At 68.8% G+C, this 23,815-nt stretch carries 18 protein-coding genes; all 18 read right to left on the bottom strand.

The window, feature by feature from the left end; translation table 11 throughout:
• Positions 1 to 5: 5 nt before the first annotated feature.
• On the bottom strand, positions 6 to 911 hold the full coding sequence (locus I4484_RS00675; protein ID WP_234283692.1) for a DUF4123 domain-containing protein: 906 nt from the start codon (positions 909 to 911) through the stop codon (positions 6 to 8).
• 5 nt (positions 912 to 916) lie between these two features.
• Positions 917 to 2,983: a type VI secretion system Vgr family protein gene (locus tag I4484_RS00670; protein ID WP_197449158.1), complete on the bottom strand. Its 2,067-nt coding sequence runs from the start codon at positions 2,981 to 2,983 to the stop codon at positions 917 to 919.
• Position 2,984: 1 nt separating this feature from the next.
• A complete protein-coding gene (locus I4484_RS00665) occupies positions 2,985 to 3,272 on the bottom strand; it encodes a type VI secretion system PAAR protein (protein WP_197449157.1) in 288 nt (95 codons plus the stop codon).
• 35 nt (positions 3,273 to 3,307) lie between these two features.
• Entirely contained in the window at positions 3,308 to 3,883 is a 576-nt protein-coding gene (locus I4484_RS00660; RefSeq protein WP_197449156.1) for a GNAT family N-acetyltransferase, read from the bottom strand.
• Positions 3,867 to 7,532 (bottom strand): type VI secretion system membrane subunit TssM, encoded by a 3,666-nt coding sequence (gene tssM / locus I4484_RS00655; protein ID WP_197449155.1) that lies wholly within the window; start codon positions 7,530 to 7,532, stop codon positions 3,867 to 3,869. The genes I4484_RS00660 and tssM overlap by 17 nt, the downstream gene beginning before the upstream one ends.
• A 76-nt stretch (positions 7,533 to 7,608) precedes the next feature.
• Positions 7,609 to 9,039 carry a type VI secretion system protein TssA gene (gene tssA, locus I4484_RS00650; protein ID WP_197449154.1) on the bottom strand — a complete coding sequence of 477 codons (1,431 nt, stop codon included), beginning with the start codon at positions 9,037 to 9,039 and terminating at the stop codon, positions 7,609 to 7,611.
• Positions 9,040 to 9,046: 7 nt separating this feature from the next.
• The gene (vasI, locus tag I4484_RS00645) at positions 9,047 to 9,700 is read right to left on the bottom strand and encodes a type VI secretion system-associated protein VasI (protein ID WP_197449153.1); all 654 of its coding nucleotides are present in this window, start codon (positions 9,698 to 9,700) and stop codon (positions 9,047 to 9,049) included.
• Positions 9,697 to 11,292: a sigma 54-interacting transcriptional regulator gene (locus tag I4484_RS00640; RefSeq protein WP_197449152.1), complete on the bottom strand. Its 1,596-nt coding sequence runs from the start codon at positions 11,290 to 11,292 to the stop codon at positions 9,697 to 9,699. Before I4484_RS00640 ends, vasI begins: the two co-directional genes overlap by 4 nt.
• A 3-nt stretch (positions 11,293 to 11,295) precedes the next feature.
• Positions 11,296 to 14,025, bottom strand: coding sequence for a type VI secretion system ATPase TssH (tssH, locus tag I4484_RS00635; protein ID WP_197449151.1), 2,730 nt, complete (start codon positions 14,023 to 14,025; stop codon positions 11,296 to 11,298).
• A gap of 8 nt (positions 14,026 to 14,033) precedes the next feature.
• Complete coding sequence (gene icmH / locus I4484_RS00630) at positions 14,034 to 14,876, bottom strand: type IVB secretion system protein IcmH/DotU (protein WP_234283667.1); 843 nt, start codon at positions 14,874 to 14,876, stop codon at positions 14,034 to 14,036.
• 3 nt (positions 14,877 to 14,879) lie between these two features.
• Complete coding sequence (gene tssK / locus I4484_RS00625) at positions 14,880 to 16,214, bottom strand: type VI secretion system baseplate subunit TssK (RefSeq protein WP_197449150.1); 1,335 nt, start codon at positions 16,212 to 16,214, stop codon at positions 14,880 to 14,882.
• Positions 16,214 to 16,780 carry a type VI secretion system lipoprotein TssJ gene (tssJ, locus tag I4484_RS00620; protein WP_197449149.1) on the bottom strand — a complete coding sequence of 189 codons (567 nt, stop codon included), beginning with the start codon at positions 16,778 to 16,780 and terminating at the stop codon, positions 16,214 to 16,216. The genes tssK and tssJ overlap by 1 nt, the downstream gene beginning before the upstream one ends.
• A 26-nt stretch (positions 16,781 to 16,806) precedes the next feature.
• Entirely contained in the window at positions 16,807 to 18,183 is a 1,377-nt protein-coding gene (tagH, locus tag I4484_RS00615) for a type VI secretion system-associated FHA domain protein TagH (protein ID WP_197449148.1), read from the bottom strand.
• Positions 18,184 to 18,188: 5 nt separating this feature from the next.
• Positions 18,189 to 19,208, bottom strand: coding sequence for a type VI secretion system baseplate subunit TssG (tssG, locus tag I4484_RS00610; protein WP_197449147.1), 1,020 nt, complete (start codon positions 19,206 to 19,208; stop codon positions 18,189 to 18,191).
• Positions 19,172 to 20,932, bottom strand: a complete 1,761-nt coding sequence (gene tssF / locus I4484_RS00605; RefSeq protein WP_197449146.1) for a type VI secretion system baseplate subunit TssF — start codon at positions 20,930 to 20,932, stop codon at positions 19,172 to 19,174. The genes tssG and tssF overlap by 37 nt, the downstream gene beginning before the upstream one ends.
• A gap of 59 nt (positions 20,933 to 20,991) precedes the next feature.
• Positions 20,992 to 21,423 (bottom strand): type VI secretion system baseplate subunit TssE, encoded by a 432-nt coding sequence (gene tssE, locus I4484_RS00600; protein WP_197449145.1) that lies wholly within the window; start codon positions 21,421 to 21,423, stop codon positions 20,992 to 20,994.
• Between the two features lie 15 nt (positions 21,424 to 21,438).
• A complete protein-coding gene (gene tssC, locus I4484_RS00595; RefSeq protein WP_197449144.1) occupies positions 21,439 to 22,920 on the bottom strand; it encodes a type VI secretion system contractile sheath large subunit in 1,482 nt (493 codons plus the stop codon).
• Between the two features lie 81 nt (positions 22,921 to 23,001).
• Positions 23,002 to 23,511, bottom strand: a complete 510-nt coding sequence (gene tssB / locus I4484_RS00590) for a type VI secretion system contractile sheath small subunit (RefSeq protein ID WP_197449143.1) — start codon at positions 23,509 to 23,511, stop codon at positions 23,002 to 23,004.
• Between the last annotated feature and the right edge of the window lie 304 nt (positions 23,512 to 23,815).

Below are 23,815 nucleotides of genomic sequence, written 5' to 3'. Positions count from 1 at the left end.
GCTTCCTATGTCGTAACATGGGATTGTGAGGTTGTGGCCGCGCTCAAAGCAGCCTCGAGACGCTCGATTCCGCCCAGGCGTCTATCGCTCAGCTCGTGATAAAGAGGGGTGTCGGTATGGTCATGCCAGGTCAGGGTTCCTAGCCGTGCCATCAGGGTGCACAGCAGCGCCCATTCGCGAGGCGTGTTGAAGCCCATGTCGCGGGCTTCGCCGATAACCCGCTCAAGGCAGGCATATCGCTGCGACTTCGGCGTGTCCGGCAACCAGTCGTTGCAATGACGCTCGACGAAGCTCAGCAGTTGGCGTGTATCTCGACGCAGATCGCAGGCCTGGAGCCGGGCAAGCTGCACTTCTGACAGCCGGTAGCCTTCGCTGTCTAGTGCAATAGGGTCAGCTTGCACTTGAGCGGGCGACCCATAGCCCCACTCTTCCGTCACGGCATTGGGCACGACCATCTGATCGATAGCCCCCCAAGGGACATGTGCCGGTGAGCTTTCAGCGGTTAGCAGAGCTGACATGACGGCTGGATCGGCCAGGCGCAGTAGCATCGGAATTCCACTGGGGTGTACGACCTGCACCAGGCGGCGCAGATGATCGGCCACTTCCAGCAGGCTGGCTTGGCTGATGATGAGATAACCCCATTCCGGCTCGAGCCCTTCCTTGAGGAAACGCTGCAATACCGGGTCATCAGGACCAGATAGCCGTACCAGCCAAGGAGAAACGTTACTGACCGCCGCCCAAGGGGTTCCCGCGTAGAGCAGATCGGCCTCCAACAGCCCTTCGGACCATTCATAAAGCCGACGCGGTAGCTCCTGGATACGCACGCCGTCGAGCAGCAGGTATACGTGCTGCTCGACGGGCCAACGCCACGGGCCACCCGTCAGCCCTTGGGAAAACAACCAGCTCACCATATCCGTCACGCGCTACCATCCTTTTCGCATACGGGACACAGCGCTTTCTGTTGTAGCAATGCCGCATGCTGAGGCGCCTGAACCGGGGTGAACTCGGGCGCTGCCTCCGCCTCCCGCGGTAGCGCCGGTGCCTGGGCCGCCTGGCCTGAACCGGAGCCGGGGCTGCCGCCGGAGTTGATCTTGACCTGACTGCCGACGATGGTCACGCCGCTGGGGTCGAGCTTGACGAAGCTGCCGCCGGCCTTGAGGGTGATCTCGGCGCCGGCTTCGATCACCACTTTCATGCCCGCCTTGTGGTGGATCTCCTGGCCGGCTTCGACGAGCTGCGCGCGGCCGACCTTCTCGTGGCGACTGGCGTCGACGATCAGGTGGTCGTCGCCGTCGATCTGGGTGTGGCGGCTGCCGTGCACCGTCAGGTGATCGTTGGCATCGACCTCACCGATACGGTCGTGATGCACGGTGAGGAAGCTGTCGTTGCCGATCTCTTCGGTGCGGTCGTTGTTGGTGAGCAGCTCCAGGTCCTTCTGAGCGTGGAGCCAGATCTGCTCTTCGCCGGCCTGGTCTTCGAAGCGAAGTTCGTTGAACCCTTCGCCCTGGTGACTCTGGGTGCGGAGGACGGTGCGGGTCTTGTGCTCGGGCAGCGCGTAAGGCGGCGTGTTGACGGCGTGGTAGGTGCGCCCGGTGATCAGCGGCTGATCGGGGTCGCCCTCCAGGAACGAAATCACCACCTCGTGGCCGATCCGCGGAATGGCGATACTGCCATAGCCGCCGCCGGCCCAGCCCTGGGAGACGCGCACCCAAGTGCTGGCGGTTTCATTGGGTTCGGCGTAGCGATCCCAGGGGAACTGCACCTTGACCCGGCCGTGCTCGTCGCAATAGATCTCCTCGCCCTCGGGGCCGACGACGAAGGCGATCTGCGGGCCGTCGACCCGGGGCTTGGGGTTGGGCTTGGGGCGCCAGGCGCGGTCGGCGGGGGTCAGCACCAGGGTGTTGTCGAACTTGGTCATTTGCCCCAACCCTGCCGCATCACCCTGGGTGAAGCCGTCCTCCTCCAGCGCCTGGGGCTGGCTGCCATGGTGGGTGACCTCCACCACCTGCCAGTCGCGGTTGAGTTCACTGAGGTCGTGGCCCTTGAGGGTGAAGCGCGTACCCGGGGCGAGCTCGGGCAGGTCGCTTTCGGCACGGCAGGTCAGGGCGTCGTTGCGCAAGTGCTCGAGGCGAATGCGGGTGAAGGCCGCGCCGGAGGCGTCGGCCTTGTAGCGGCCGGGGTAGTCGTAGTGTTCGTAGTCGTCTCGCTGACCATGGGCCTCGAGCTCATCGCCCACATGCTCGTGCAGCTGCGCATAGGCGGGGTTCTTGAATGAGTAGTCCTTGAGCGTGACTGAGGCCGGGGCGACCCGGGCGAGCTGCTGGAGCTTGCGTACGTGGCGCTGGGGCGGCGTACCGCCGGCACGGCCGTGGTAGCTGCGCTCGCCCAGGTGGGCCAGCGCCTGGGGGGCGTCGGCGAACACCAGGCGGTGGGCGGCGCTGGGGGTGTCGCCGTCGGTTTCGAAGCACTCATGGAAGTAGAACAGCCCCTCCTCGGCGGCCAGGCGTTGCAGGAAGGCGAGATCCGTTTCCCGGTACTGGGTGAGGTACTCCCTTTCCTGCGGTTCCCGGGTGGCGGCGAAGGCGATATCGGTGAGGCTGCGCTCGTCGCACAGGGTATTGATGACCGTGAGCGGCGAGGCCTGCTGGAAGATGCGCGAGTTGTGGCGCAGGCCGAGGCGCCACAGCGCCGGGCGGGCGACCAGCGAGTACATGGTGCGGCGGTGGCCGCGGTCGCCGCGGCCAAACTCGCTGACGATGGCGTTGACCCGGCGCAGCGTCTCGCCGTCCTGCCAGATCGTCAGGGTCACCGGGCGATCGAGTATCGCCGTGGCCGACAGGCTGCCGTTACGGCTGGCGAAGCGCAGCTTGAGGGTGAAGGGCGCGGAAAGCGCCTCTTCCAGGGAGAAGTCGACCACCGCCAGGTCGGCCGAGTCAGCCCCGGCGAGCTCGAGGGTGAATTGGAGTCCGGTTTGATTGGCCACGTCAGCTGCCCTCCCCGCTGGCGGAGCCGATCACCACGCCGCCACAGTCCACGGCGTGGCCGGTGAGGGCGGCGGGCTTGCCGTCTATCAGGATGCTGCCCGAGCCTTCGGCGATGGCACGCGGGTGGGTGGGGTGCTTGGGCTTGTCGTGCGGCGCCAGGGGGTCGCCCAGGCGCGCCGCCGGCTTGCCGTCGATCAGCACGGTCGGGCTGCCCGCGGTGACCGGCGTCGGCGGAAAGCCGTCATGGTCGGTGCCGATGTCACCCACGAGTACGAATTTGCGTCCCATCGATCGTTCTCCTGTCTATGCGTGCTGGCTGCGGGCTAGTCCCACTCGGCGGGCGCCTCGAAGCTGGCCACCTCGAAGGCGTTTACATGCATGCGCTGGAAGCCAGCTTCCTCCAGGCTGCGTACGGCGGCCTGGCAGGCCAGGGGCAGCCGTACGTTCAGCGGCACGCCGCTCAGGCTGTGGCGCGCCGCCCGCAGCAGGCGGGCGCCGTGGCCGCTGCCCTGCCACTCCTTCTCGACGAAGAAGAAACGCAGCTGCCAGGCCGATTCGTCATCCGGCCGGCAAGCCAGCAGCATGCCGAGGGAGGGGCCTTCGCCGTGGCGCAGCTTGAGCAGCCGGCCCTGCCAGCGGGCGATGTTGCCGCCGTCACGCTGCAGCCACTGGCCGCGCTGCACGGTGAACTCCAGTGCCCGGCGCAGCGTGGTCAGGCGGGCCTCATCGCGCAGTACCCAGGGCGAGTGCCCCTGGGTATCGGCACGCCGGGCGGCCTCGAGAAAGCCTTCGATGTCCTCCATCGCGGCCGCTTCCAGCCCCTTCGTCTCCTCTACCGCGCTGGCAGGTGCCGCCTTCTGGCGTTCGCTAGCGAACAGGCGCTTAAAGGCTGCCAACATCGAAACCTCCTTCGGCATACAGCGCAGTGGGCAGTTGGAAGCCGGCCACCAGCGGGCGGGTGAACGGGTTGCGCGAGCCGGTGGCGTACAGGCGATAGCGCGCCGAGCCGCCGTCGACCTGGAAGCGCAGCTCCAGGTCGCGCTCGCTGGCACTGGTGATCTCGGCCTCGTCGAGCAGGCGGAACCAGGCCCAGGCGCCATCACGGCTGAGGCTGCGCGGCGAGCGGTTGACCTGGCTCGGCACCAGAGTGATGCGGCTCTCGTTGCCGCCGCGCAGGGCGTTGGGCCAGATCATCGAGACCCGTGAGCTGGCACTGTGGGCGTAATCGATGATCTGGCCATCGATATTGATCACGCTGCGGCGCTTGTCGGGGCTGAGGCTCACCGGCTCCAGGGCGAACTCCACGTCGAGCACGCCGTCGCGGCCGAAGTAGGCCTGGCGGATCTGCTCGGCGCGCTGGATGGCGGTAAAGACGCTGTCACGCAGCAGCGGGCTGCCCTCGGCGTCGACCAGGTACTCGGGGGCTTCCTCGATGAAGGGGCGCAGGTTGTCCTGGTAGAAGCGGTCGAGAATGCCGCCGGCGGCGAAGAAGGCCTCGAAGTCGTTCAGGGCCACCTCACGCGAGGCGCTGGGTACCAGCGGGTAGCGGCCTGCCAGGCGCTCCTGGTAGGGCGCCACCACCTCGTCGAGCCACTGATGCTCGAGATGGCGAATGGCACTGGCCATCAGTAGCTGCCAGCTCTGGTCGGCCAGGCTCTCGAGCATGCGGTCCACCGGGGCCGGGGTGTTCTCGGCAATGCGCTTGAGGTTGTGGATGGGGTCGCCGCCGCGCAGCGCCAGGCGGTCGCGGGCACTGACGAAGGCCGCACGGCCCGGGTCGCTGGCGCCCTGCACCTCGCGCAGGTAGTCGCGCAGCTCGCCGATGGCGACCTTGATCTCGGCGATGTCGGCCGGGTTGTCGCCGCGGGCCTCGAGCAGGCCGTTGAGGTCGCGGAAGTTACGCTCGATCTCACCGGCAAGGCGATAGCGCGGCGAGCGCTCCAGCGCCTGGCGTGCGACTTCGTCGTCCACCGGCAGCTCGGGATAGAGCTGCGTGTGATGGGCCACTTCACCGAGCAGACGGTCCAACGGCCGGCTGGCGCCGAGCAGGGTGTCGGCCACCACTACGGCCTGGTCGATGTCGGGCAGCGGCACCAGGTAAAGGTCGTCGAGTGCCTGGCGCCAGATCACGTGATAGTCGCTGACGTAGCGTTCGTGCAGGGCATCGCGCAGCTGGCGCTCGTCGGCGGCACTGAAGACGATGTCGTCGCGCTGGCCCAGCACCCAGAGGTCGATCAATGCCAGCTCGGTGGCCTGCTCGATCTCCTTGAGGAAATAGCCCTCGAAGCCGTCGCGAGTCAGCAGGGTCGGCAGCCGCAGGCGCTCCAGCTCGTCGTCGCGGGCCATGAACACGGCATTGAACGACGGGCCGACGCCCTGGTGCAGGTCGAGCGCCGCACCGCTGCGGCTGCCGCTGTTGGCCTTGAGGGTGGCATAGACGCGCTCGTCCATCGGCTGGCGCGAGAGTTCCTCCTGGGCGGCCTGCAGGCTGCCGCGCAGCGCCGCCATGGCCTGTTCGGCATGACGATCGCCGGCCGCCACGCGCCCTTCGAGATCGGTATGCGCCATGGCATAGGCGAGATGTTCGAGCAGGCGCTCCTGGACGCTGCCGCGCTGGGGGAAGGCGCGCTGCCAGCGCCGCGCCATAAAATCCTGGACCCGCTCCGGCTGGCGGCCGCTGGCATCGGACATCATGCGCAGCACGCGCAGCAGGGCGAGCTTGTCGTTGCTGCCCGCCTCGGCACGATTCATGTCGTCCATGATGCCGATCATCAGCGAGGGCAGAAAATGGTAGCTCAGCATCGCCAGATAGGCGTCCTCCACCTCACGTCCCACTGCATGGCCCTGGTAGAGTCCCATGTCGGCCAGCCACGGCAGATGCTCGCGGTAGTCGCCGAACTCCAGGGTGGCGGCACGCAGGCGGTCGAGGGGCTCCAGCAGCGCATAGCCGGTGGGGTCGTCGCTGCGCAGCTCGTCGGGCTGGGCGGCCAGGAAGTCCTGGGCCTTCTCCTCGACCGCCGCCAAGGCCTGGGTGTTCTTCTGATAGAAGTGGCTCCAGCCGCCCACCAGCCCCAGCCCGGCCAGCAGGCAGGCGAAGGCGCTGGCACGCCGCACACGGCGCCGACGCCGGGCGGCGCGGGCGTTGTCACCCGCCAACCCCGCCTCGGGGTATATCACCTTGTCGAACAGTTCCTCGGTGAAGTAGAGCGCGCTGCGTGCGGCACGGTGGGCCGGCTGGGTGGTGTCGGCCATGCCGTAGCGGCGCGCGGCGGCGTCGACGAAGGGATCCTCCGGCACGCCCTGCTGGTAGACCGAGGTGAAGTAGGTGCCGCGCACCATGGCGGCGGTGGAGTAGCGGTCGCTGGAGAGCGCCTCGTGCAGGAAACCATGCAGCACGTCGCGCAGGCCGGCGAGCTGACGCACGAAGCGGAATACCGACTCGCGCTCCTCGCGGTCGCGACACTCGGCCAGCAGCGTGGGCAGGCTGCGGTTGAGCCGCTCGAGCATGGCGTCGTAGGCGTCTGCAAACTCGTCGACCCACTGATCGACGTGCTCCAGGCTCTCGGCGCTGAAGGTGAAGCCGAGCGGTGCACGCCGGGCGGCCCGGGAGTAGTGGCGGAAGAAGTCATCGAACCCGTGCAGCAGGTCCATCTTGCTGAAGGTGACGTAGACCGGCAGGCGGGCGCCGTGGCGTTCCATCAGCTCACGCAGGCGAGCGCGCAGCAGCGAGGCATAGGCCTTGCGCACCGCCACCCGGGCATCGCTGAGCCGCGCCAGGTCGAGCACCAGCACCACGCCGTCGAGCGGACACTGGGCACGGTTGCGCTCCAGCCAGCCGACGAAGTGATCCCACAACCGGCTCTGCACTTCCTGGGGCTCCCCGCCCTCCAGCGCCCCCTGGGTCAGCAGCTCGCCGTCGGGGTCGATCAGTACCGCCTTGTCGCCGATCCACCAGTCGAAGCCGAACTGGTTGCCCTTCTTGCCCTGGCCCGACGCCTTCATCACGTGGGTCAGCGAGAAATTCTGGCCGGAACGGTTGATCAGGCTGGTCTTGCCGGCGTTCTCCACGCCCATCACCAGGTACCAGGGCAGCTTGTAGCGCGCGCCGGGGCCGGCACCGAGGTTGTCGAGCAGTTCGTGAAGGGTGGCGTTCAGCCTCGCCTCCTGCTGCTCCACCTGGACCAGCGTCGGGTCGAGCTGCCGCCGCTCGTTCTGGCGTCGTTCGTCGTTCACTTCGCGCAGCCGGCGAGCCAGGCGGATACCCCAGACCAGGGCGGCCAAGGTGGCCAGCGCCAGGGTGGCGAGCAGCCGGTTGAGCCAGGGCGCCAGCGGATAGCTGTCGCGCACCTGCCACATCGGGCCCAGCCACCAGATGGCGGCCACCAGCGCCGCCAGCAGCAGCCACCAGAGCACCGCGGTGAGCTTGCTCGCCTGCTTGCCGAGGCCCTGGGCCTTGTTGCCGTGCGCCTTGGCCAGGTTGGCGTTGCTTTGTGCCCGTGAGACGCCGGGTACCCAGCGACTCAGACCGGACTTCACACTTTTCCACATGAGGCTTGGCCCTCGTCCCTGTTGATAACGTTGTCGGACACACTGCGGTGTCGGTGATGTCGCATTCGGTTCGTATTCATTTGCCCTTCTCCACCGTGCGCTCGAGGCGCTCGAGCAGCGCCGGCTCCCACTGCTCGAGGCCCAGGCCCGCCAGCGACGCCCGCACCGCGCGATAGTGCTGGGCGGCCAGCGCCGCCAGCCCGGCATCACCCAGCAGGTCGGCGCTGGCCAGCCGCCAGTAGGCGACCTCGCGCGGCGAACGCGCCTCGGCCAGGCCGCGGTCGAGGCCCGCCAGGGCCGCTTCCAGTCCTTCCGCGGCCAGGCGTTCACGGGCTTCGTCCAGGCCTTCCTGCCAGGGGTCGCCGCCGCCCGCCTGCCCCCCTGCCGTGGCACCGGCCCGCACGGCCTGCAGCCAATGACGGGTTTCGTCGTCGACGAAGGGGCTGCCGTCGTTGAAGGTCAGCGCCTCGATGCCGGGCAGACGCTCCACGAAGCGGCTCGCCTCGTCGCGAATGGCGGCGGCGCAGCGTGGGTGCCCGAGCCGCTCGGCGACGCCGGCGCTAATACGATGCCCCTCGAGCCAGTAGGGACTCACCGCCAGGCTGTTCTCGATGCGCTGCCACAGCGCGGCGTCACCGCCGCGGGACAGCGCCTCGCGATACTCCGCCACCCGATCGGCGGAAGGCGGCGCCAGTTCGGAGCGCACGCCGTCGCGGGTGGCCGGCAGCACCTGGATGACGTGCCAGATGGCATGGCGCCGGAGGCGATAGCCGAGCGGGTCGCCAGGGTTCTGCTCGCCGAGGAAGTCGGCCATTTTCAGCAGCGCCTGGCGATTGCCGCGCTCGTTGCCGGCCTCCAGGCGCATCTCGGGCAGCTTGGCTGGCGGCGAAGTCGCGCTGTCCGTCTGGCACTCTTGCGCTGGCGCACTGCACGTCGCGGGCGAGGCGTGTGCCGCGTCCCGGCTGGGGCGGGCCTGGCGCAGCTGGCGCTGCAGATCGATCAGCGCCTCGTCCGGCAGTTCGCGAGTCCTGGCCGCCTCCAGCAGCGCCTCCAGGGCGACCTCGCAGGCTTGGTGCTCATCGGCGGCATTGTCGAAATCGAGCGTCTCGGCCAAGCCCAGGGCGCGCTGGGTGAACTGGCGGAACAGCCGCGGGCGCAGCCGCTCGCCCTGGGCGCCGCCATAGGGATAGGCCTGGTCCCACCACTGCTCGAGGCTCCCTGCCAGCAGGCGCAGCGAGAGGGCAAAACGCACGCCGTCGCCGCCTCGCTGCAGGCAGTGCAGCAGGTGGCCGAGCACCTTGAGGTCCTTGCCAGTGGTGCTCAGCAGACGCACGGCCCGGGTCTCGGCGCCCTCCCAGTCGACTCCACCGTGCTGCAGCGAGCCGATCTTCATCATCTGCTCGTCGAGCCAGGCGTAGTCGGCGCTGTCGTCGAGGGGCCTGCCGACCCCCTCCGGGGGGAGCGCGGCCAGCACTTCCGTCAGTTGTGTCTGGTTGACGATGCGCATGCTCACCTCACCAGCGACAGGCGTCGCGAAGCGGCTGAACCGCTTGGCGCAGCCCGGCGATCTCGAAGCGCAGGCCGTCGAGTGCGGCCTGGTCGCTGTCGAATGTCAGCTCGTCGGCATCCAGCAGCTGCTGCAGCGTGGCGATGGCCGGAAGCCCGCGACCGCCGCTGACCACGTAGCCACCGTCGCGGGCCTGCCAGACCTGCTCCAGTTCGCGTCCCCCTGCACGCAGGCGCACCTGAACCCGCGGCGCGTCCAGCGCCTGGGGCAGGTGGAGCTGGAAGCGAGTGATGGTCTTTTCGCAGGCAATGACCAACTGCGGGCGCGGCGGCACGCTGCCCAGCGCCGGCACGCTGATCAGCACGCTGTCGCTGCGCTCGCGCACCAGCAGGCCCATGTCGTCGCCGTCACGCTCGGCCTCCTGGGCATTGATGGTGTGCCACAGCGCAGGGCGCGGGTCCTCGCTCGCCGTCGGCTCGTCGCGGGACATGAACAGGGCGTCATAGCAGCCCAGCCGCTCAAGACGCGAGGGCTCGACGGCGCACTCACGGGCCTGTGCCACCAACGCCTCCTCGGTGGTCGCTCCCCAGGCGTCGCCCAGGGTCAGGCTTGCGGCCAGCGCCAACCACGGCGCCCGGCGAAAGGTCGGGATCGAACTCATTTGGCATCCAGTTCCAACTGTCGGCACTTGTGTGCCAGGGTGCGCTTGGGCAGGCCGAGGCTCTCGGCCGCCAGGGCGCGGTTGCCGTCGAACAGCAGCAGGCGCTGGCGAATCAGCTCCGCCTCGTAGTCGCGCAGGGCACGCCTGAGGTCCTGAACGTCGTCGGCGCGTCCGCCGCGCGATGCCGGTGTGGCGACGACGGAGTCGCTCGGCTCGGCGACGCCGAGGCCAGGCAAGGCGGCGGGGGCGACGTCCTCGCCCGGGCGCGTCATGGCGCAGGCGTAGTCGATCAGGTTCTTCAGCTCGCGCACGTTGCCTGGATAGTCGCGCTCGCGCAGCAGGCGCAGTGCGGCCGGGGTGATGCCCATCTCGTCGCGGCCCTCGCGGAGGCAGAAGTCGGCGACGAAGGCCTCGGCCAGTTCGGCGATGTCCCCGCTGCGCTCGCGCAGCGGTGGCAGGGTCAGCGGGAACTGCCCCAGCCGGTAGTAGAGGTCGGCGCGAAAGCGCTGGTCGCGAATCCGCTCGCGCAGCGGCTGGTGGGTCGCCGCCACCAGGCGCAGGTCGGCGCGGCGCTCTTCGTTCGACCCCAGCGGCCGATAGCGGCCGTTCTCCAGGACGCGCAGCAGCTTGGCCTGCAGTGGCAACGGCATGTCACCGATCTCGTCGAGGAACAGGGTGCCGCCGTCGGCCTGGCTGATCAGGCCCTCGCGCGCCCGGTCGGCGCCGGAGAAGGCGCCCCTGGCGTGGCCGAACAGCTCCGATTCGAGCAGCGACTCGGGAATCGCCGCGCAGTTGATCGCCATGAAGGGCCCCGTGCTGCGCGCCGATAGGCGATGAATGGCGCGTGCCACGCGGTCCTTGCCGGTGCCGGTCTCGCCCTGCAGCAGTACCGCCAGGCTGGTCTCCGCCGCACGCACCACCTGGCTGCGCAGCGCCTGCATCGCCACGGAGCCCCCCAGCAGGTCGTCCGCCAGCCGCTCGGCCAGCGTCTGACGCCGGGCGCCATCGCTGAGCTGGGCCAGCGACTGACGCAGGTCAGCCTCGCGCTGGCGTTCGCCCTGGTGCCGGGCCAACCCCGCCCACAGCCGGCACAGCAGCGCCACGAAGGCGGTGAACTCGGGGTCGGCTTCGAGCCGGGAGAAGGCCTCCGCCTCGCCGGCCATGGCCAGCGCACCGAGCCATTCGCGCCCGCCGTCGAGGGCGCGCAACGGCCGCACCACCAGCCGCAGGCTCCCGGACAGCTCGGCCACCTGGCGCTGGAAGCCCGGATGGTCGAGCCGCGAGCGAGCCTCCGCGAGGCCGAGGCGCAGCGGCTTGCCCTGGCGAATGGCGTGGGCGTAGGGGTGACGGAAGTCGTCGCAGTCGAAGCGAACATCGTCGCCGTCGCTGCCCAGCCAGCGACCGCTACCGTCGAGGTAGAGGCAGCCGACCCAGGCCAGGCCGTGCCCGGCCAGGAGAATGCCGCCCGCGCAAGCGCGCAGCTCGGCGGGCGTGGCGCTCTCGACCAGCGCCAGCGCGCGCGCCATGCCGTCGAGGCCAGGCCCCATCGGCACGCCCTCGCACCAGCGCATGTCGATCGCCTTCGCCGTCATCGCCTATACCACCTCCGCGGTGAAGGCGCCCGCCGCATCGACGCCCAGCGCCACCCGGGTGACCGGCTCGCGCCGCGCCAGGCGGTCGAGCAGCGCCCTCGACACCGGCGGCAGCAGCTCGCCGTCGATCACCGACTCGAGCATGCGCGCGCCGTTCTCGCTGCGCGTGGCGCGCACACAGATGGCATCGCGCAGGGCCTCGTCGAGCACCACCTCGGCCTGGCGGTGGCGCGTGCGGATGCGCTCGGCCAAGGTGTCGAGCTTGGCTACCACGATGTCGCGCAGGGTGTCGGCGCCCAGCGGGAAGTAGGGCACTACCTCCATGCGCGCCAGCAACGCCGGCTTGAAGAAGCCGGCCAGCACCGGGTAGAGCGCGTCGTCCAGCGCCGCGGGGTCGTCGACGTGGGCCACGATGGCCTCATAGCCCAGGTTCGAGGTGAGGAAGAACACCACGTTCTTGCAGTCGATCAGGCGCCCCTCACCGTCGGCCAACTCGCCCTTGTCGAAGGCCTGGTAGAACAGGTTGAGCACGTCCGGGTGGGCCTTCTCGACCTCGTCGAGCAGCACCACCGAGTAGGGGCGCTGGCGAATCGCCTCGGTCAACAGGCCCCCTTCGCCGAAGCCCACGTAGCCCGGCGGCGAACCGATCAGCCGCGACACGGTGTGCTTCTCCTGGTACTCCGACATGTTGATGGTGGTGAGGAACTGGCGCCCGCCGTAGAGCCGTTCCGCGATCTGCACCACGGTCTCGGTCTTGCCCACGCCGCTGGGGCCGACCAGCAGGAAGGCGCCCAGCGGGCGGCCGGGGCGCCGCAGGTCGGCGCGGGCGGTGAGCAGATGGCGGTGCACCCGCTCGATGGCCGTGTCCTGGCCCTGCACCAGCCGGCCGAGATGCTCGGGCAGCTCGGTGAGCCGGGTCAGCTCGTCGCTGGTCATGCGCTCCACCGGCACGCCGGTCCAGTCGCCGATGACCTGGGCGATCTGCGCCTCCTCGACGCTGGCATTGACCAGGGCGTACTCCTGCTGCAACTCGGCCAGGCGCGCCTCGTGGGCGGCCAGTTGGGCATGCAGATCGACATCAGCGGCAGAGTCATCCGACTCAACCGCGTCAGCCGCCGCTTCGCCGTCGATTGTGCTGTCAGCGTCGTTCTCCCCGCCGGTTTCATCGTCGATTGCAGTCTCGACTACCGGCTGCTCGGGGTTGGCCTCAACCTGGCCCGCGGCCAGCAGCTGGCGATGCAGGGCGATGATGGCATCGACGCACTCGCGCTGGTCGGCCCAGGCCGCCTCGAGCCGTTCGACCTCTGCTTCCAGCCGCGCCAGACGGACGTCGAGCTCGGCCTCGCGGGTCGCATCGGGGCTGCGCCCCAGCAGGCGCTCGCGGTCGAGCTGGTCGCGCTCGCGGCGCGCGGCCAGGTGTTCGCTCTGGAGATGGCTGAGCCGGCGCGGCGGGGTGTCCAGCGCCTGGGAGAGCCGCGCGCAGGCGGTGTCGAGCACGTCGATCGCCTTGTCGGGCAGCTTGCGGCCGGCCAGGTAGCGCGCCGAGAGTTCGGCGGCGGCGCGCAGGCCGCTGTCGCCGACCAGCACGCCGTGGGCGGTCTCGTAGGTGTCGCGCAGGCCGCGCAGGATCACCAGCGCCTGATCGATGCTGGGCTCGGCCAGGGCCACCGGCTGGAAGCGCCGCGACAGCGCCGGGTCCTTCTCGAAGTACTTCTTGTACTCGCGCCAGGTGGTGGCAGCGATGGTGCGCAGCTCGCCGCGCGCCAGGGCCGGCTTGAGCAGGTTGGCGGCATCGCCGCCGCCCTCCTGGTTGCCGGCACCGATCAGGGTGTGGGCCTCGTCGATGAACAGCAGGATCGGCCGGGGCGCGGCCTTGACCTCCTCGATCACCGCCTTGAGGCGCTTCTCGAACTCGCCCTTCACTGCGGCGCCGGCCTGCAGTGCGCCGAGGTCGAGGCTCATCAGTTCGACGTCGGCCAGCGCCGCCGGCACGCGGCCCTCGACGATGCGTGCGGCAAGCCCTTCCACCACGGCGCTCTTGCCCACCCCGGCATCGCCGATGACGATGGGGTTGTTCTTGCGCCGCCGCCCGAGGATGTCGAGCATCTGATCGATCTCGGGGTCGCGGCACAGCACCGGGTCGAGCTCGCCGCGCCGGGCCTGCTCGGTGAGCGAGGTGGCGAAGCGCGCCAGGGCGCTGTCGCCCTGGGTGGCCTGGTCCTGGCGGCGCCCGCCCTCGTTCGGCTCGGCGCGGGGAGCCTCGGCGGAGTCGGCGGCCAGCCGCTCGAAGCCGCGACGCAGCCCCTCGCGGTTGATCTCGGCCAGCAGCGCGGCGCTCCTCGGCCCCAGGTAGCGTCCGACGTTGTGCAGCAGGGCAGTGAAGATCAGGCCGCTGCGCAGGCTGTCGTAGGCGAATTCGGTCGTGGCCAGCAGCCAGGCGTCCTGCAGCAGCTCGACCAGCAGCGGCGAGAAGCTCGGCGTGGTCACTGCCAGGTCGCGCGGCGGCCGTGTCTCCTCGGCCAGTCTCGCACGCAGCTCATGGACATCGATGCCCTGCCCGTCGAGCAGGCAGCGCAGGTCGCACAGCGGCTGATCGATCAGCGCCAGCAGCAGGTGACCGGCGGTGACCTCGGGTGCCTGCTGCTCGGCGCACAGCACGGCGGCCTGTTCCAGGCCTTGACGGGAGACGGCGTTGAGGCGGCCGATGAGCGCGGGAAGCTCTACCCTGAGCATGGGGACTCCTAACGGTAAATCTGATCGAGAAGGGTGCCGACCTGAGCCGCCTGCTCGTCTAGCGTCCAGGCGAAGCCGAGGTAGGTAGCGGCCATGGCGACGGCGAACAGCGCGAACACGCCCCACACCGGCAGGCCGCGGCCGCGGTGGCGACGACCCGGCATGACGTTGTCGAGCGGTCGGGTCAGGCTGTCCTCGGGGGTGTCGCCGAGTGCCGCCAACTGGTCGCCGAGGGTGCGCACGATGTGCTCGTACTCCTCTCGCCCGTCATCCATGACCCGGTAGCGTCCCTCGAAGCCGAGACACAGGCAGAGATAGATGAACGCCAGCATGTCGCGGTAACGCTGGGGCTCCTGTTGCAGGCGCGAGAGGATCGAGAAGACCTTCTCGCCACCCCAGGTCTCGTTGTGGAAGCGCGTGAGCAGCGAGTGCTCGGCCCAACTGCTCTGCTGCCCCCAGGGCGTGCCCATCACCGCCTCGTCGATGAACGAGCAGAGTACGTAGCGGAAGGCCAGCAGCGTGGGCCGGTCGTAACCCTGCTCGGTGAGCTCGACCTCGATCGCCGAGATCTCGTCGACCACCTGGCGATAGAGCCGATCGAGATCGCTCATGCCATCGAGCTGACGCACCCGCACCACCATGCCCAGCAGCGAGCTGGCAGCGTCCACCAGCGGATTGAGGTTGTACCCGCGCAGGCGGAACCAGTAGTCCTCGTCGGCATCGAGATGCTCGGCGTGGCTGTGGATCAGCTGCTCCAGCCCGCGTTCGTCGATGCGGTCTTCGTGCCGGCTGGGAGTGAAGCGCGCCACCGCGCCGGGGTTCGATTCGTAGTGCGTGGCAAGTTCTTGCATGGCTTAGCTCCTGATCGCCCAGAACTGCATTTCAAGCCCGGGGAACTCCCCCGCCACGTGGAAGGCGAAGCCGCTGGCGCCGTCGAGCATGCTCCAGGCCTGGCTCTGCCGGTCGAGCCGGAAGTAGCTGTAGCCGGCGTGGTAGGGCAACTCGCGCGGGGCCACCGGCAGCGGCTCGAGCGGTACGCCGGGCAGCTGCAGGCTGATGAGGTCGCGGATTCGCTCGACGCTGGCCACCTTGGTCTGCTGCAGGAACAGCTTGCGCAGCCGCTCGTGGGGCATGTCGGCGCGCACCGCCAGGATGAAGTCGGCGCTGTCGAGCAGGGCCGGGTCGGCGAGCGGGGCCACCAGCAGGCCGTAGCGCCGTGACTGCAACTGGATCGCCAGCGCGCGCGGCTCGAGCACCGTGGAGAGCGCCTGGCGCAGGCTCTGCATCAGCTGGCGGAAGGCGCGCTCGGGATGATCGTGGTAGTAGGCCGGATATTCCGGCGGCAGCCGCGACTCGTCGGTGAAGGTCACCAGCTCACTGGCGGTTTCGAGCATGGTGGCGAACAGCCGCTCCGGGTGCAGGTGGCCCAGGCGCGCCAGGTGCTGAAAGCGCGGCTGGGCACGGTTGAGCAGTTGCAGCAGCATGAAGTCGGAGACGTCGGCCACCCCGGCCTGGTGGGGCGAGGCGAGGCGATGAGCGATGTTACGGGCACGCTCGCGCATCAGCCCCGCCATCTCGCCGACGAAGCGCTGCAATACCGGCGCCGCCTGGACGTTGAGCAGGGTGGGGATGAACTGCTCGTCGAGCACCAGGCTGCCATCGGGACGCCGCTCGTGGATCCGCGCCACCGCCAGGCAGGTATAGGCGCTGCGGTCGTCGCGCTCGAGCAGCAGCCGGGGAGCGACCCGGGCGACGTCGAGCATGGCGGTATCGCCGTCGCGGGAGTGCAGGTCGCGCACGCTGCGCTGGGCCAGGCGATAGCGAGTCGGCAGGTCGTCGTCGGGCCAGCGCACCTCGCCCACCGCATCGGTGGCCAGCGGCAGGCACAGGTAGACGAGCTGGTTGGCGATACCGGCGTCGTCGATCTCCAGCGGCTGCGGCTCGATGTCGTCGTCGGGCAACTGGAAGGCCGTGCCGTCGGGCATCACGCCGCTGGCGCGGCTGACGGCGATGCGTCCGAAGCTCAGGTATTCGGCATTGAGTTCCAGGACCTGAAAGCCATACAGCGCATGGCTGACGCCGCGCAACCGCGCCTCGAGCAGGCCCTCGAGGCTGCGCTGCTGCTGCTGGAAGTGCTGCGGCTTGATGAACAGCCCTTCGCTCCATACCACTCGATTGCGACTGGCCATCAGTCTTCCTTCCTCAGCTCGGCTTCGTCGGCACGCAGGTGCACCAGCAGGTGGTAGTCCTCGCCGCGTGCGGATACCTTCACCACCTTCTTCCACTGCGCCTGCTCGGGGTCGCTGTAGAAAGCGATCACGCCGATGTAGCGGGCCTGCTCGTCGACCTCGAACGGCTCGTAGAACTTCCACTGCCCCGGCAGCAGGGTGAAGTCATCGTGGGTCAGGTAGTTGGTGCCCAGGGCGCCTTCGAGGTCGTCACGCAGCTGGTGATGGTCGGCCGCCATCAGCATCGAGTCGTCCTTGAGCTGCAGCACCTGGAAGCGCAGCGGCGTGCCGTCGCCCTCGAGGTTGGGATTGACGTCGTACGCAGCGAGCATGGCGAGATCGACCCGGCTCGGGCGATCCTCCGGATAGCCCACCGGGATCGAGGGATCGCGCATCACCTGCCAGGTCTTGCCGGCGGCCTCGCGGGTCGAGGCGCAGCCGCTGAGAACCAGCGCCAGCAGCGCCACTACAGCCCATTGCAAGACCTGGCTGGTCACATAACTTGCGCTCGAATATCTTGTGCTCATGTTTCCTGCGTCCCGTACTGTTGCGTTCACTTGGCTTCGCGCTGCTGGCGACGCACCGACTGGTCGTAGGCCTGCTCGAACACCTCCCAGAACAGCTTGGCGAAGCCCTGCTGGCGGCCGGAGTTGAGCTCCTCGTAGTAGTGGCGGTACATCTCCCAGGCCCAGTTGCCCTCGTCATCGAGGCGGTTGCCGGCACCGCGGTAGGCGTGGAAGCGCTTGAGCAGCGCATCGGGGGCAAAGGCGTCGAGAATTGCCTGCAGCGCCTCGCCGATGGCCTCCTCCACCGCCGCCTGATGCTGGCCCTGGTGGCTCAGGCATTCGGCCACCGCGGCCGGCGCCGACAGGTGCACCGGGCTGCGGCGCGCGGAGAACAGCGTCTCCACCGTGCTGCGGTAGGGCTGACCCAGGCGCAGCGGGTTGTCCTCGATCGGCTGCAGGCGGCGGTCGCGCAGCGGGTAGCGGCTGTCGTCCTGGGCCCGATGCAGCGCCTGCAGCCCCTCGATCGCAGCGCGCAGGGTGTGACCGGCCTCGGCGAGAAAATTGAGCTGCTCCTCGCTGTCGGCGAAGCGCAGCTCGGCGCCCAGGGCGCGCAGCAGCGGGTCGGGGCCGGCCGTGCCGGCGCTCGCCGGCACGGCATCCTGCCAGCGCTCCTCGAGCTGCTCGCCGACCGAGCGTTCCAGATCGTTCAACAGCCCTTCATCCATTTCCCGGTTCATCTCTGTGTCGTCCTCGTGTCGTCGATTCATCGGCGCCACGCGCCGTACCTGCGTTTCATGGGGCATGGCACCGCCCCGGCCCGGCGCCTCCAGGGTGTCGAGCAGCGTTCCATCGTCGCTTTCCGCCTCACTCTCGTGAGCCAGTGCCGTGAGCGGATCGCGCTGGCTGGCGCCCGGCGTGGCCTCGCCCAGCGCCTCGAGGGGGTCGTCGCGGCGCGGCGGCGGAGCCACCGCCGGCGTGACGCGATAGGGCACCACCCCCTGCCCTGCCAGCGCTTCCTGCTCTTCATCGATCAGGGCGCTGAGCGGCTGGGCGCCGGGCAGCCCGGCCTGGCGGTCACCCAGGTGCACGCGCACGCGATACTCGCCGACCCCCAGCTCGTCGCCGTCGCGCAGGGCGACCCGGCGGTCGCGGCCCAGCGGCAGCGTGGCGTGGTTGATGAGGGTCTGGCCGCTGCGATCGATCAGGCAGAACTGCCCGTCGAGCAGGCGGATCTCGGCATGCGCCGGGCGAATGCGCCCGGCATGATCCTGCAGCAGCCAGTCGTCGCTGCCGGCGCTGCCCAGGGTGCCGCCGCTGGCCGGAAAGACGTGGCTGCTGGTGGAGCGCCCCTCGAGCCGCTCGCTGTTGAGCACGACCAGGGTGACGGCACTGGCGGTGACTCGAGGCCGGGTGAGGTAGGACATCGCGTTTACCCTGTCATCTGGATGCGTACCCGGCGCCGCCGCGAGGCGGCACCGGATTCGGGATTGACGAAAGTGGTCCAGCCGAGCTGGCAGCAGCCGTGGTCGCCGAGCCGCATCGGCTGCACCGCGCTCTCCAGCAGCTCCAGCTCCAGGTCGTAGGCCAGCGGCTCGCGCAGCACGAAGCTGACCAGCGTCTTGAGCGGGGCGTGCTCACGGCCGTCGGGCAGGAAGTCGCGGAAGCGGGCAAGGCTGAGCCCCTTGAGGCACAGGGCGAACTTGCCGCCGACGTCGGCGACCCGCTCGCCGGCCACCATGTCCTGGCCCAGGGTCATGGCGCTGCGACCGGTGCGGCTGCGCTGGTCCTCGGGGATCTCGACCCAGCGGTGCACCCACTGTTCGACGCCCACCTCGTCGAGATCGAAGCAGTGGCCGACCACGCTCTCGACCACTTCCGGGGAGCGCGAGCGCCCCGCCAGCAGGCCGGCATAGGCGAGCATCTTGCCCCAGTTGATCGGCGTCTCGCCGCGCAGCTCCTCGTCGGCCAGTCCCACCAGGGCGAATACCGCGGCGGAGAAGCCGTCGCTGGCACCGTCCTGATAGCGCACGTAGTGGCGGTATTTGCGCCAGCTGCGATGTACCAGGGTCAGCAGGCGGTGGTTGAAGAAGTCGAGGAAGTCGCGGGCGACACCTTCGTGATGGGCCGCCTCGTGGGCCAGCGACTCCAGGTAGTAGCCGGGCAACGGCGACTGGGCCCCCTGCAGGCCGAAGAAGCTGACTTCCAGCGCGTACTCGCCGCTGGCCCGAGGTTCGAGCGCCACCACATCGCTGCCCGGAAAGCCCAGCGACGCCGAGGCGCTGTAGCGCACCCGCTCGCGGCCCGGGTGCCCGTTGGCGGCACGCTCGAGATCGTCGTCGTGATGCCGGTGCAGCAGCTCGACGAGCTGGTAGAAGTCGTAGCGCCGGGCCCCCTCGATCAGGGCCGCCGGGGCTAGATCAGGGGTTGTTGGCCCGACTGCAAGGTCCATGCGTAACGTTCCTGGTTGTGACGATTGACCACATGCAGCTCGTGGAACGAGTTGATGCTGGCGTAGAGCGAAAAGAAGCGCGCCAGCACGCTGCCGAACAGGTACAGGCCGCCTTCGTCACCGAAGGCCTCCTGCTCCAGGGTCATCACCGAGCGCAGCCCGCGCACCGGCAGCCCGCGCTTGAGCCGGTCGATGGAGCGGGTCTCGATGTCGACCACCCCGGCCAGGCGCTTCTGCGACATGCGCTCGGCCTGGCGATCGACCAGCGCGCGGAAGTCGTAGGCGCGCAGCACCGAGCACAGCGCATCACGCTCGAGCAACGACAGGTAGTTGAGCGACAGGTTGGAGATCAGCGTCCACAGCAGGCTGCCGTCCAGGGTCGGGCGCAGCGCCGGCGTGGGCCGAGTGATGTTGCGATAGTCGGCGAATACCGGGCTAGTGTCGGTGGAGGCGCAGATGTCCCCTACCGCCAGGCGTTCGGGCAGGGTGCGGTTGCTGCAGGTCAGGCGCAGCGAGATGGTTTCGCGCATGCCCAGGCAGGCCTGCTCGTCGCCACGCACGAAGGCGATGTCGTGGTCGAAGCCGTCACCGCGCAGGCTGTCGCGCACCCGTACCCGGAAGTAGCGCGCCTCGCGGCCGCGATCGCGCTCGATCTGGTGCTGGAAGCTCTCGAACGGGACGTACTGGCGCGGCTCGCCGCGCAGCTTGCCGCTGTCGCTCTCGAGCCAGCCCTGCACCGCATCGACGCTGAACACTTCGAAGTGCTCCGGCGCCCGGCTGCTGGGGCGAATGCGGTATTCGCTGCGCTCGCCGTTGAGATCGATGGGGTCGGCGTCATGACTGAATAGGTTGATCGCCGGCGCGCAGTAGAGCGCCAGGTGCTCGTCGCGCACCTTGGCGTCGGCCGGCAGCGTGCGAGCGAAGGCGAAGCGCAGCACGATCCGCGGCACCTGCCGCGCGGGCAGCAGACGGCCCAGCCCGACCAGGTCGACGAAATGGAAGGCCTCGGGGAAGCAAAGGTACTCCTGCAGGATGCGATAGCCCTGGTGCACGTTGCGCGGATAGGGCAGCAGCGCATGGCCGGATTCGAAGCCCACCGGCACCAGCATGTCGCGCGGCAGCGGCACCACGGTACCGTCGATCTCCAGTTCCAGGCGCGACAGGTAGTGACCCAGCCACAGGTAGAGAGTGCGCGCGGTATAGCCGGCGCCGAGATGCAGGCGCAGGTGGTCGATGCCCAACGCGTCGAGCGGCTGGTCGCCGTCCACGTCGAGGGTGAGCTCGACGATCGAGGACTCGCGGGAGTGGCGCGCCTCGACGCCACCATGCAGCAACGGGTAGAGGGTCACGTCGTGGCAGGTGCGGAATCGACAGGCGGTGCCGTCGATCGGCCGTGCCGCCAGCGTGGTGCCGGTGGCCACGTCCTGGCGACCGCTCAGTGCCCCCTGCTTGGGCGTGAACTGCATGATCGTCATGCTCGGCACCGGACGCAGGTAGTTGGGCCACAGCATGGCGATCAACGAGTGGGTCAGCTCGGGAAACTCGTCCTCGACCTTCTCGCGCATGCGCCCGGTGAGGAAGGCGAAGCCCTCCAGCAGGCGCTCGACGTCCGGGTCGGTGCTGCGCTCGGAGAGAAAGCGGCTGAGGCCGGGGTTGGCCTCGGCGAATTCCCGCCCCTGCAGCTTCAGGTAGTCGAGCTCGTCCCGGTAGTATCGATTGAGCATGCGCGCCTCATTCCCTGGTGCTGGTGTTCTTGTGTGGTTGCGTCGCTGCGCTCAGGCGCTCAGTTCAGGCATTGATAGCGTTTGTCGTTGAGCAGCAGATCGATGGTGGCCGGGCCCTGGTCGCGGCCCAGCTCCACCGTGGCATGTACCTGGAAACGCAGCTGCAGCGGGTCGCTGCCACGCGGCAGCGACTCCACTTCCACCTGCCGCACCCGCGGCTCGAAGCGTTCGATGCACTGGCGAATGGCGCGCTGGATGTTGCGCTCCAGGTCGAGCACGCCGATGGTCGCGTCGTTGAAGTCGAGTAGCCCCAGCTCCGGGGCGCACTCGCTGTGCCCCGGGTGGCTGTTGAGCAGGTCGACCAGGTGGCGCTTGATGGACTCGACGATCTCGGCAAGGCTGGCCTCGGCGACGACCTCCTCCGGCCGCCCGGGCGCCGCCAGGCGCTCGAACAGCCGGCCGCCGAGCACGCCGCCACGGTGAAGCGTCATGGCCGCGTCCTCCCCTTACTCCTTGTCCAGGCGCCCCACCAGCGACAGCTCGAAGTTGGCGCCCATGTACTTGAAGTGCGGACGCACGGCCAAGGACACCTGGTACCAGCCCGGGTCGCCCTCGACGTCGGAGACCTGGATCGAGGCGGCCCGCAGCGGACGGCGGCTGCGCACCTCGGCCGGCGGGTTCTCCTGGTCGGCGACGTACTGGCGGATCCACACGTTGAGCTCGCGCTCGAGGTCCTGGCGCTCCTTCCAGGAGCCGATCTGCTCGCGCTGCAGCACCTTGATGTAGTGCGCCAGGCGGTTGACGATGAACATGTAGGGCAGCTGGGTGCCGAGCTTGTAGTTGGTCTCGGCGGCCTTGCCCTCGGGCGTGTTGGGGAAGACCTTGGGCTTCTGCACCGAGTTGGCGGAGAAGAAGGCGGCGTTGTCGCTACCCTTGCGCATGGTCAGCGAGATGAAGCCCTCTTCGGACATCTCGAACTCGCGGCGGTCGGTGACCAGCACTTCGGTGGGGATCTTGGCCTGCAGCTGGCCCAGCGCCTCGTAGGTATGCACCGGCAGGTTCTCCACCGCGCCGCCGCTCTGCGGCCCGATGATGTTGGGGCACCAGCGGTACTTGGCGAAGCTGTCGGTGAGGCGCTCGGCAAGCAGGTAGGCGGTGTTGCCCCACAGGTAGTGCTCGTGGTCCTCGCTGACCGTTTCGCGGTAGTGGAAGGTCTTGACCGGGTTCTCCACCGGGTCGTAGGGCATGCGCAGCAGGAAGCGCGGCGCCGTCAGGCCCAGGTAGCGGGCGTCCTCGGACTCGCGCAGGCTGCGCCAGCGGGCGTACTTCGGTCCCTCGAAGATCGCCTTGAAGTCCTTGATGTTGGGCAGCTCCTGGAAGCTGTCGATGCCGAAGAAACTCGGCGCCACCGAGGAGAGGAACGGCGCGTGGGCCATGGCGCCCACCGCGGCGGTGAACTGCAGCAGCTTGATGTCGGGCGTCGAGGGCGTGAAGTCGTAGTTGCCGATGATCGCGCCTACCGGCTCGCCGCCGAACTGGCCGTACTCGGCCGCGTAGACGTGCTGGTAGAGCCCGCTCTGGCTGAGCTCGGGGGCGAACTCGAAATCCTCCAGCAGCTCCTCCTTCGTGGCGTGCAGCAGGTCGAGCTTGATGTTCTGACGGAAGTCGGTGCGATCGACCAGCAGCTTGAGGCCGCGCCAGGCCGATTCGATCTGCTGGAAGCCGCGGTCGTGGAGAATCGCGTCGACCTGGCTGCCGATCTTGCGGTCGAGCTCGACGATCATGCGGTCGACCACCGCCTTGTTGACCTGCGGCGCATCGTCCTTGCTCTGCAGCAGCTCGGCGATGAAGGCGGCCACGCCCTGCTTGGCGATATCGTAGCCTTCCTCGGTCGGCGCCATGCGGGTCTGTGCCATCACCTGATCGAGAAGGGAACCTTCGGCCTGGGCCTCGGCGGCCTGCCCCTGCGCTTGTGCCATGTCGCTCATTGTTGGTGCCTCGAATCCTTTGCCTGCCCGGCGCGCCGCCCTATGGCTCGGCGTCGCCATGGATGCGTTGTGATGGGTGCGTCAGTCGCGGGTGTCGTCCCGCGAATCCAGCAATTCGAGCTCGGCGAGCAGCTGCGCCCTCGCCTCCTCGCTCTCCATCAGCTTTTGCAGGCGGTCGCGGAAGTTGGGTACGTTGCCCAGCGGTCCCTTGAGGGCGACCAGCGCCTCGCGCAGCTCGACCAGCTTGCGCAGCTCCGGCACCTGGCGTGCCACGCTGTCGGGAGTGAAGTCCTCGAGCGACTTGAACTGGAGGTTGACCGCCAGGTCGCCGGCGTCCTCGCCCTCCTCGAGGCGATTGGGCACGCTCGCCGTCAGCCCCAGGCCGGCTTCGCGCATCACCGACTGGAAGTTGTTCTTGTCCACCGAGACCTTTTCCCGCGCCTCGATCGGCGTGGCCTCGGCGCCTCCCTTGAAGTCACCCACCACCAACAGCTTGAGCGGCAGTTCGGTTTCCGCCTGCTGATCGCCGGTGGCCGGCACGTACTTGATGTTGATGCGCTCTTTCGGCGCAACGGTTCCTTCCTTCGCCATGTTGAAGCTCCCTGGTGAGCCGCTCTGTTTGGAATCGCTTCGCTTGGTCGGCAACGCCCCACGACCCACTCGCATCGGCCCGGTGGCCCCGGGCGGATGCGGTCGACGGTAGGTGAGAAGCGTTATCCCCTTGCTCGTGAGGCGTGAGGGTAATCAGGCAGCCGGCGCTTGCCAAATGGCGCTTTGGCGGCGCCGAGGGTTACAGAGCCTTAACGCGAGGACGTACTGGCTTACACGATTCCGCTGCCATCAGCGAAGCGGTGCGGGTCGCTAGACCCGCGCAGGCACAGGACGACATGCCGAA

The sequence above is a fragment of the Halomonas sp. SS10-MC5 genome (assembly GCF_015992245.1).
Taxonomy (GTDB): domain Bacteria; phylum Pseudomonadota; class Gammaproteobacteria; order Pseudomonadales; family Halomonadaceae; genus Halomonas; species Halomonas sulfidoxydans.
Note: the sequence above shows the minus strand (reverse complement) of the source record. Positions and strands in the feature narration are given on the sequence as shown.

Coding starts and splice junctions, on each gene's coding strand:
- tssB (WP_197449143.1), bottom strand. CDS start 23,511: ATGGCGAAGGAAGGAACCGTTGCGCCGAAAGAGCGCATCAACATCAAG.
- vasI (WP_197449153.1), bottom strand. CDS start 9,700: ATGAGTTCGATCCCGACCTTTCGCCGGGCGCCGTGGTTGGCGCTGGCC.
- tssA (WP_197449154.1), bottom strand. CDS start 9,039: ATGCGCATCGTCAACCAGACACAACTGACGGAAGTGCTGGCCGCGCTC.
- tssG (WP_197449147.1), bottom strand. CDS start 19,208: ATGGACCTTGCAGTCGGGCCAACAACCCCTGATCTAGCCCCGGCGGCC.
- tssF (WP_197449146.1), bottom strand. CDS start 20,932: ATGCTCAATCGATACTACCGGGACGAGCTCGACTACCTGAAGCTGCAG.
- I4484_RS00660 (WP_197449156.1), bottom strand. CDS start 3,883: ATGTTGGCAGCCTTTAAGCGCCTGTTCGCTAGCGAACGCCAGAAGGCG.
- tssM (WP_197449155.1), bottom strand. CDS start 7,532: ATGTGGAAAAGTGTGAAGTCCGGTCTGAGTCGCTGGGTACCCGGCGTC.
- I4484_RS00675 (WP_234283692.1), bottom strand. CDS start 911: ATGGTGAGCTGGTTGTTTTCCCAAGGGCTGACGGGTGGCCCGTGGCGT.
- tssK (WP_197449150.1), bottom strand. CDS start 16,214: ATGGCCAGTCGCAATCGAGTGGTATGGAGCGAAGGGCTGTTCATCAAG.
- I4484_RS00665 (WP_197449157.1), bottom strand. CDS start 3,272: ATGGGACGCAAATTCGTACTCGTGGGTGACATCGGCACCGACCATGAC.
- tssH (WP_197449151.1), bottom strand. CDS start 14,025: ATGCTCAGGGTAGAGCTTCCCGCGCTCATCGGCCGCCTCAACGCCGTC.
- icmH (WP_234283667.1), bottom strand. CDS start 14,876: ATGCAAGAACTTGCCACGCACTACGAATCGAACCCCGGCGCGGTGGCG.
- I4484_RS00640 (WP_197449152.1), bottom strand. CDS start 11,292: ATGACGGCGAAGGCGATCGACATGCGCTGGTGCGAGGGCGTGCCGATG.
- tssJ (WP_197449149.1), bottom strand. CDS start 16,780: ATGAGCACAAGATATTCGAGCGCAAGTTATGTGACCAGCCAGGTCTTG.
- tssE (WP_197449145.1), bottom strand. CDS start 21,423: ATGACGCTTCACCGTGGCGGCGTGCTCGGCGGCCGGCTGTTCGAGCGC.
- tssC (WP_197449144.1), bottom strand. CDS start 22,920: ATGAGCGACATGGCACAAGCGCAGGGGCAGGCCGCCGAGGCCCAGGCC.
- tagH (WP_197449148.1), bottom strand. CDS start 18,183: ATGTCCTACCTCACCCGGCCTCGAGTCACCGCCAGTGCCGTCACCCTG.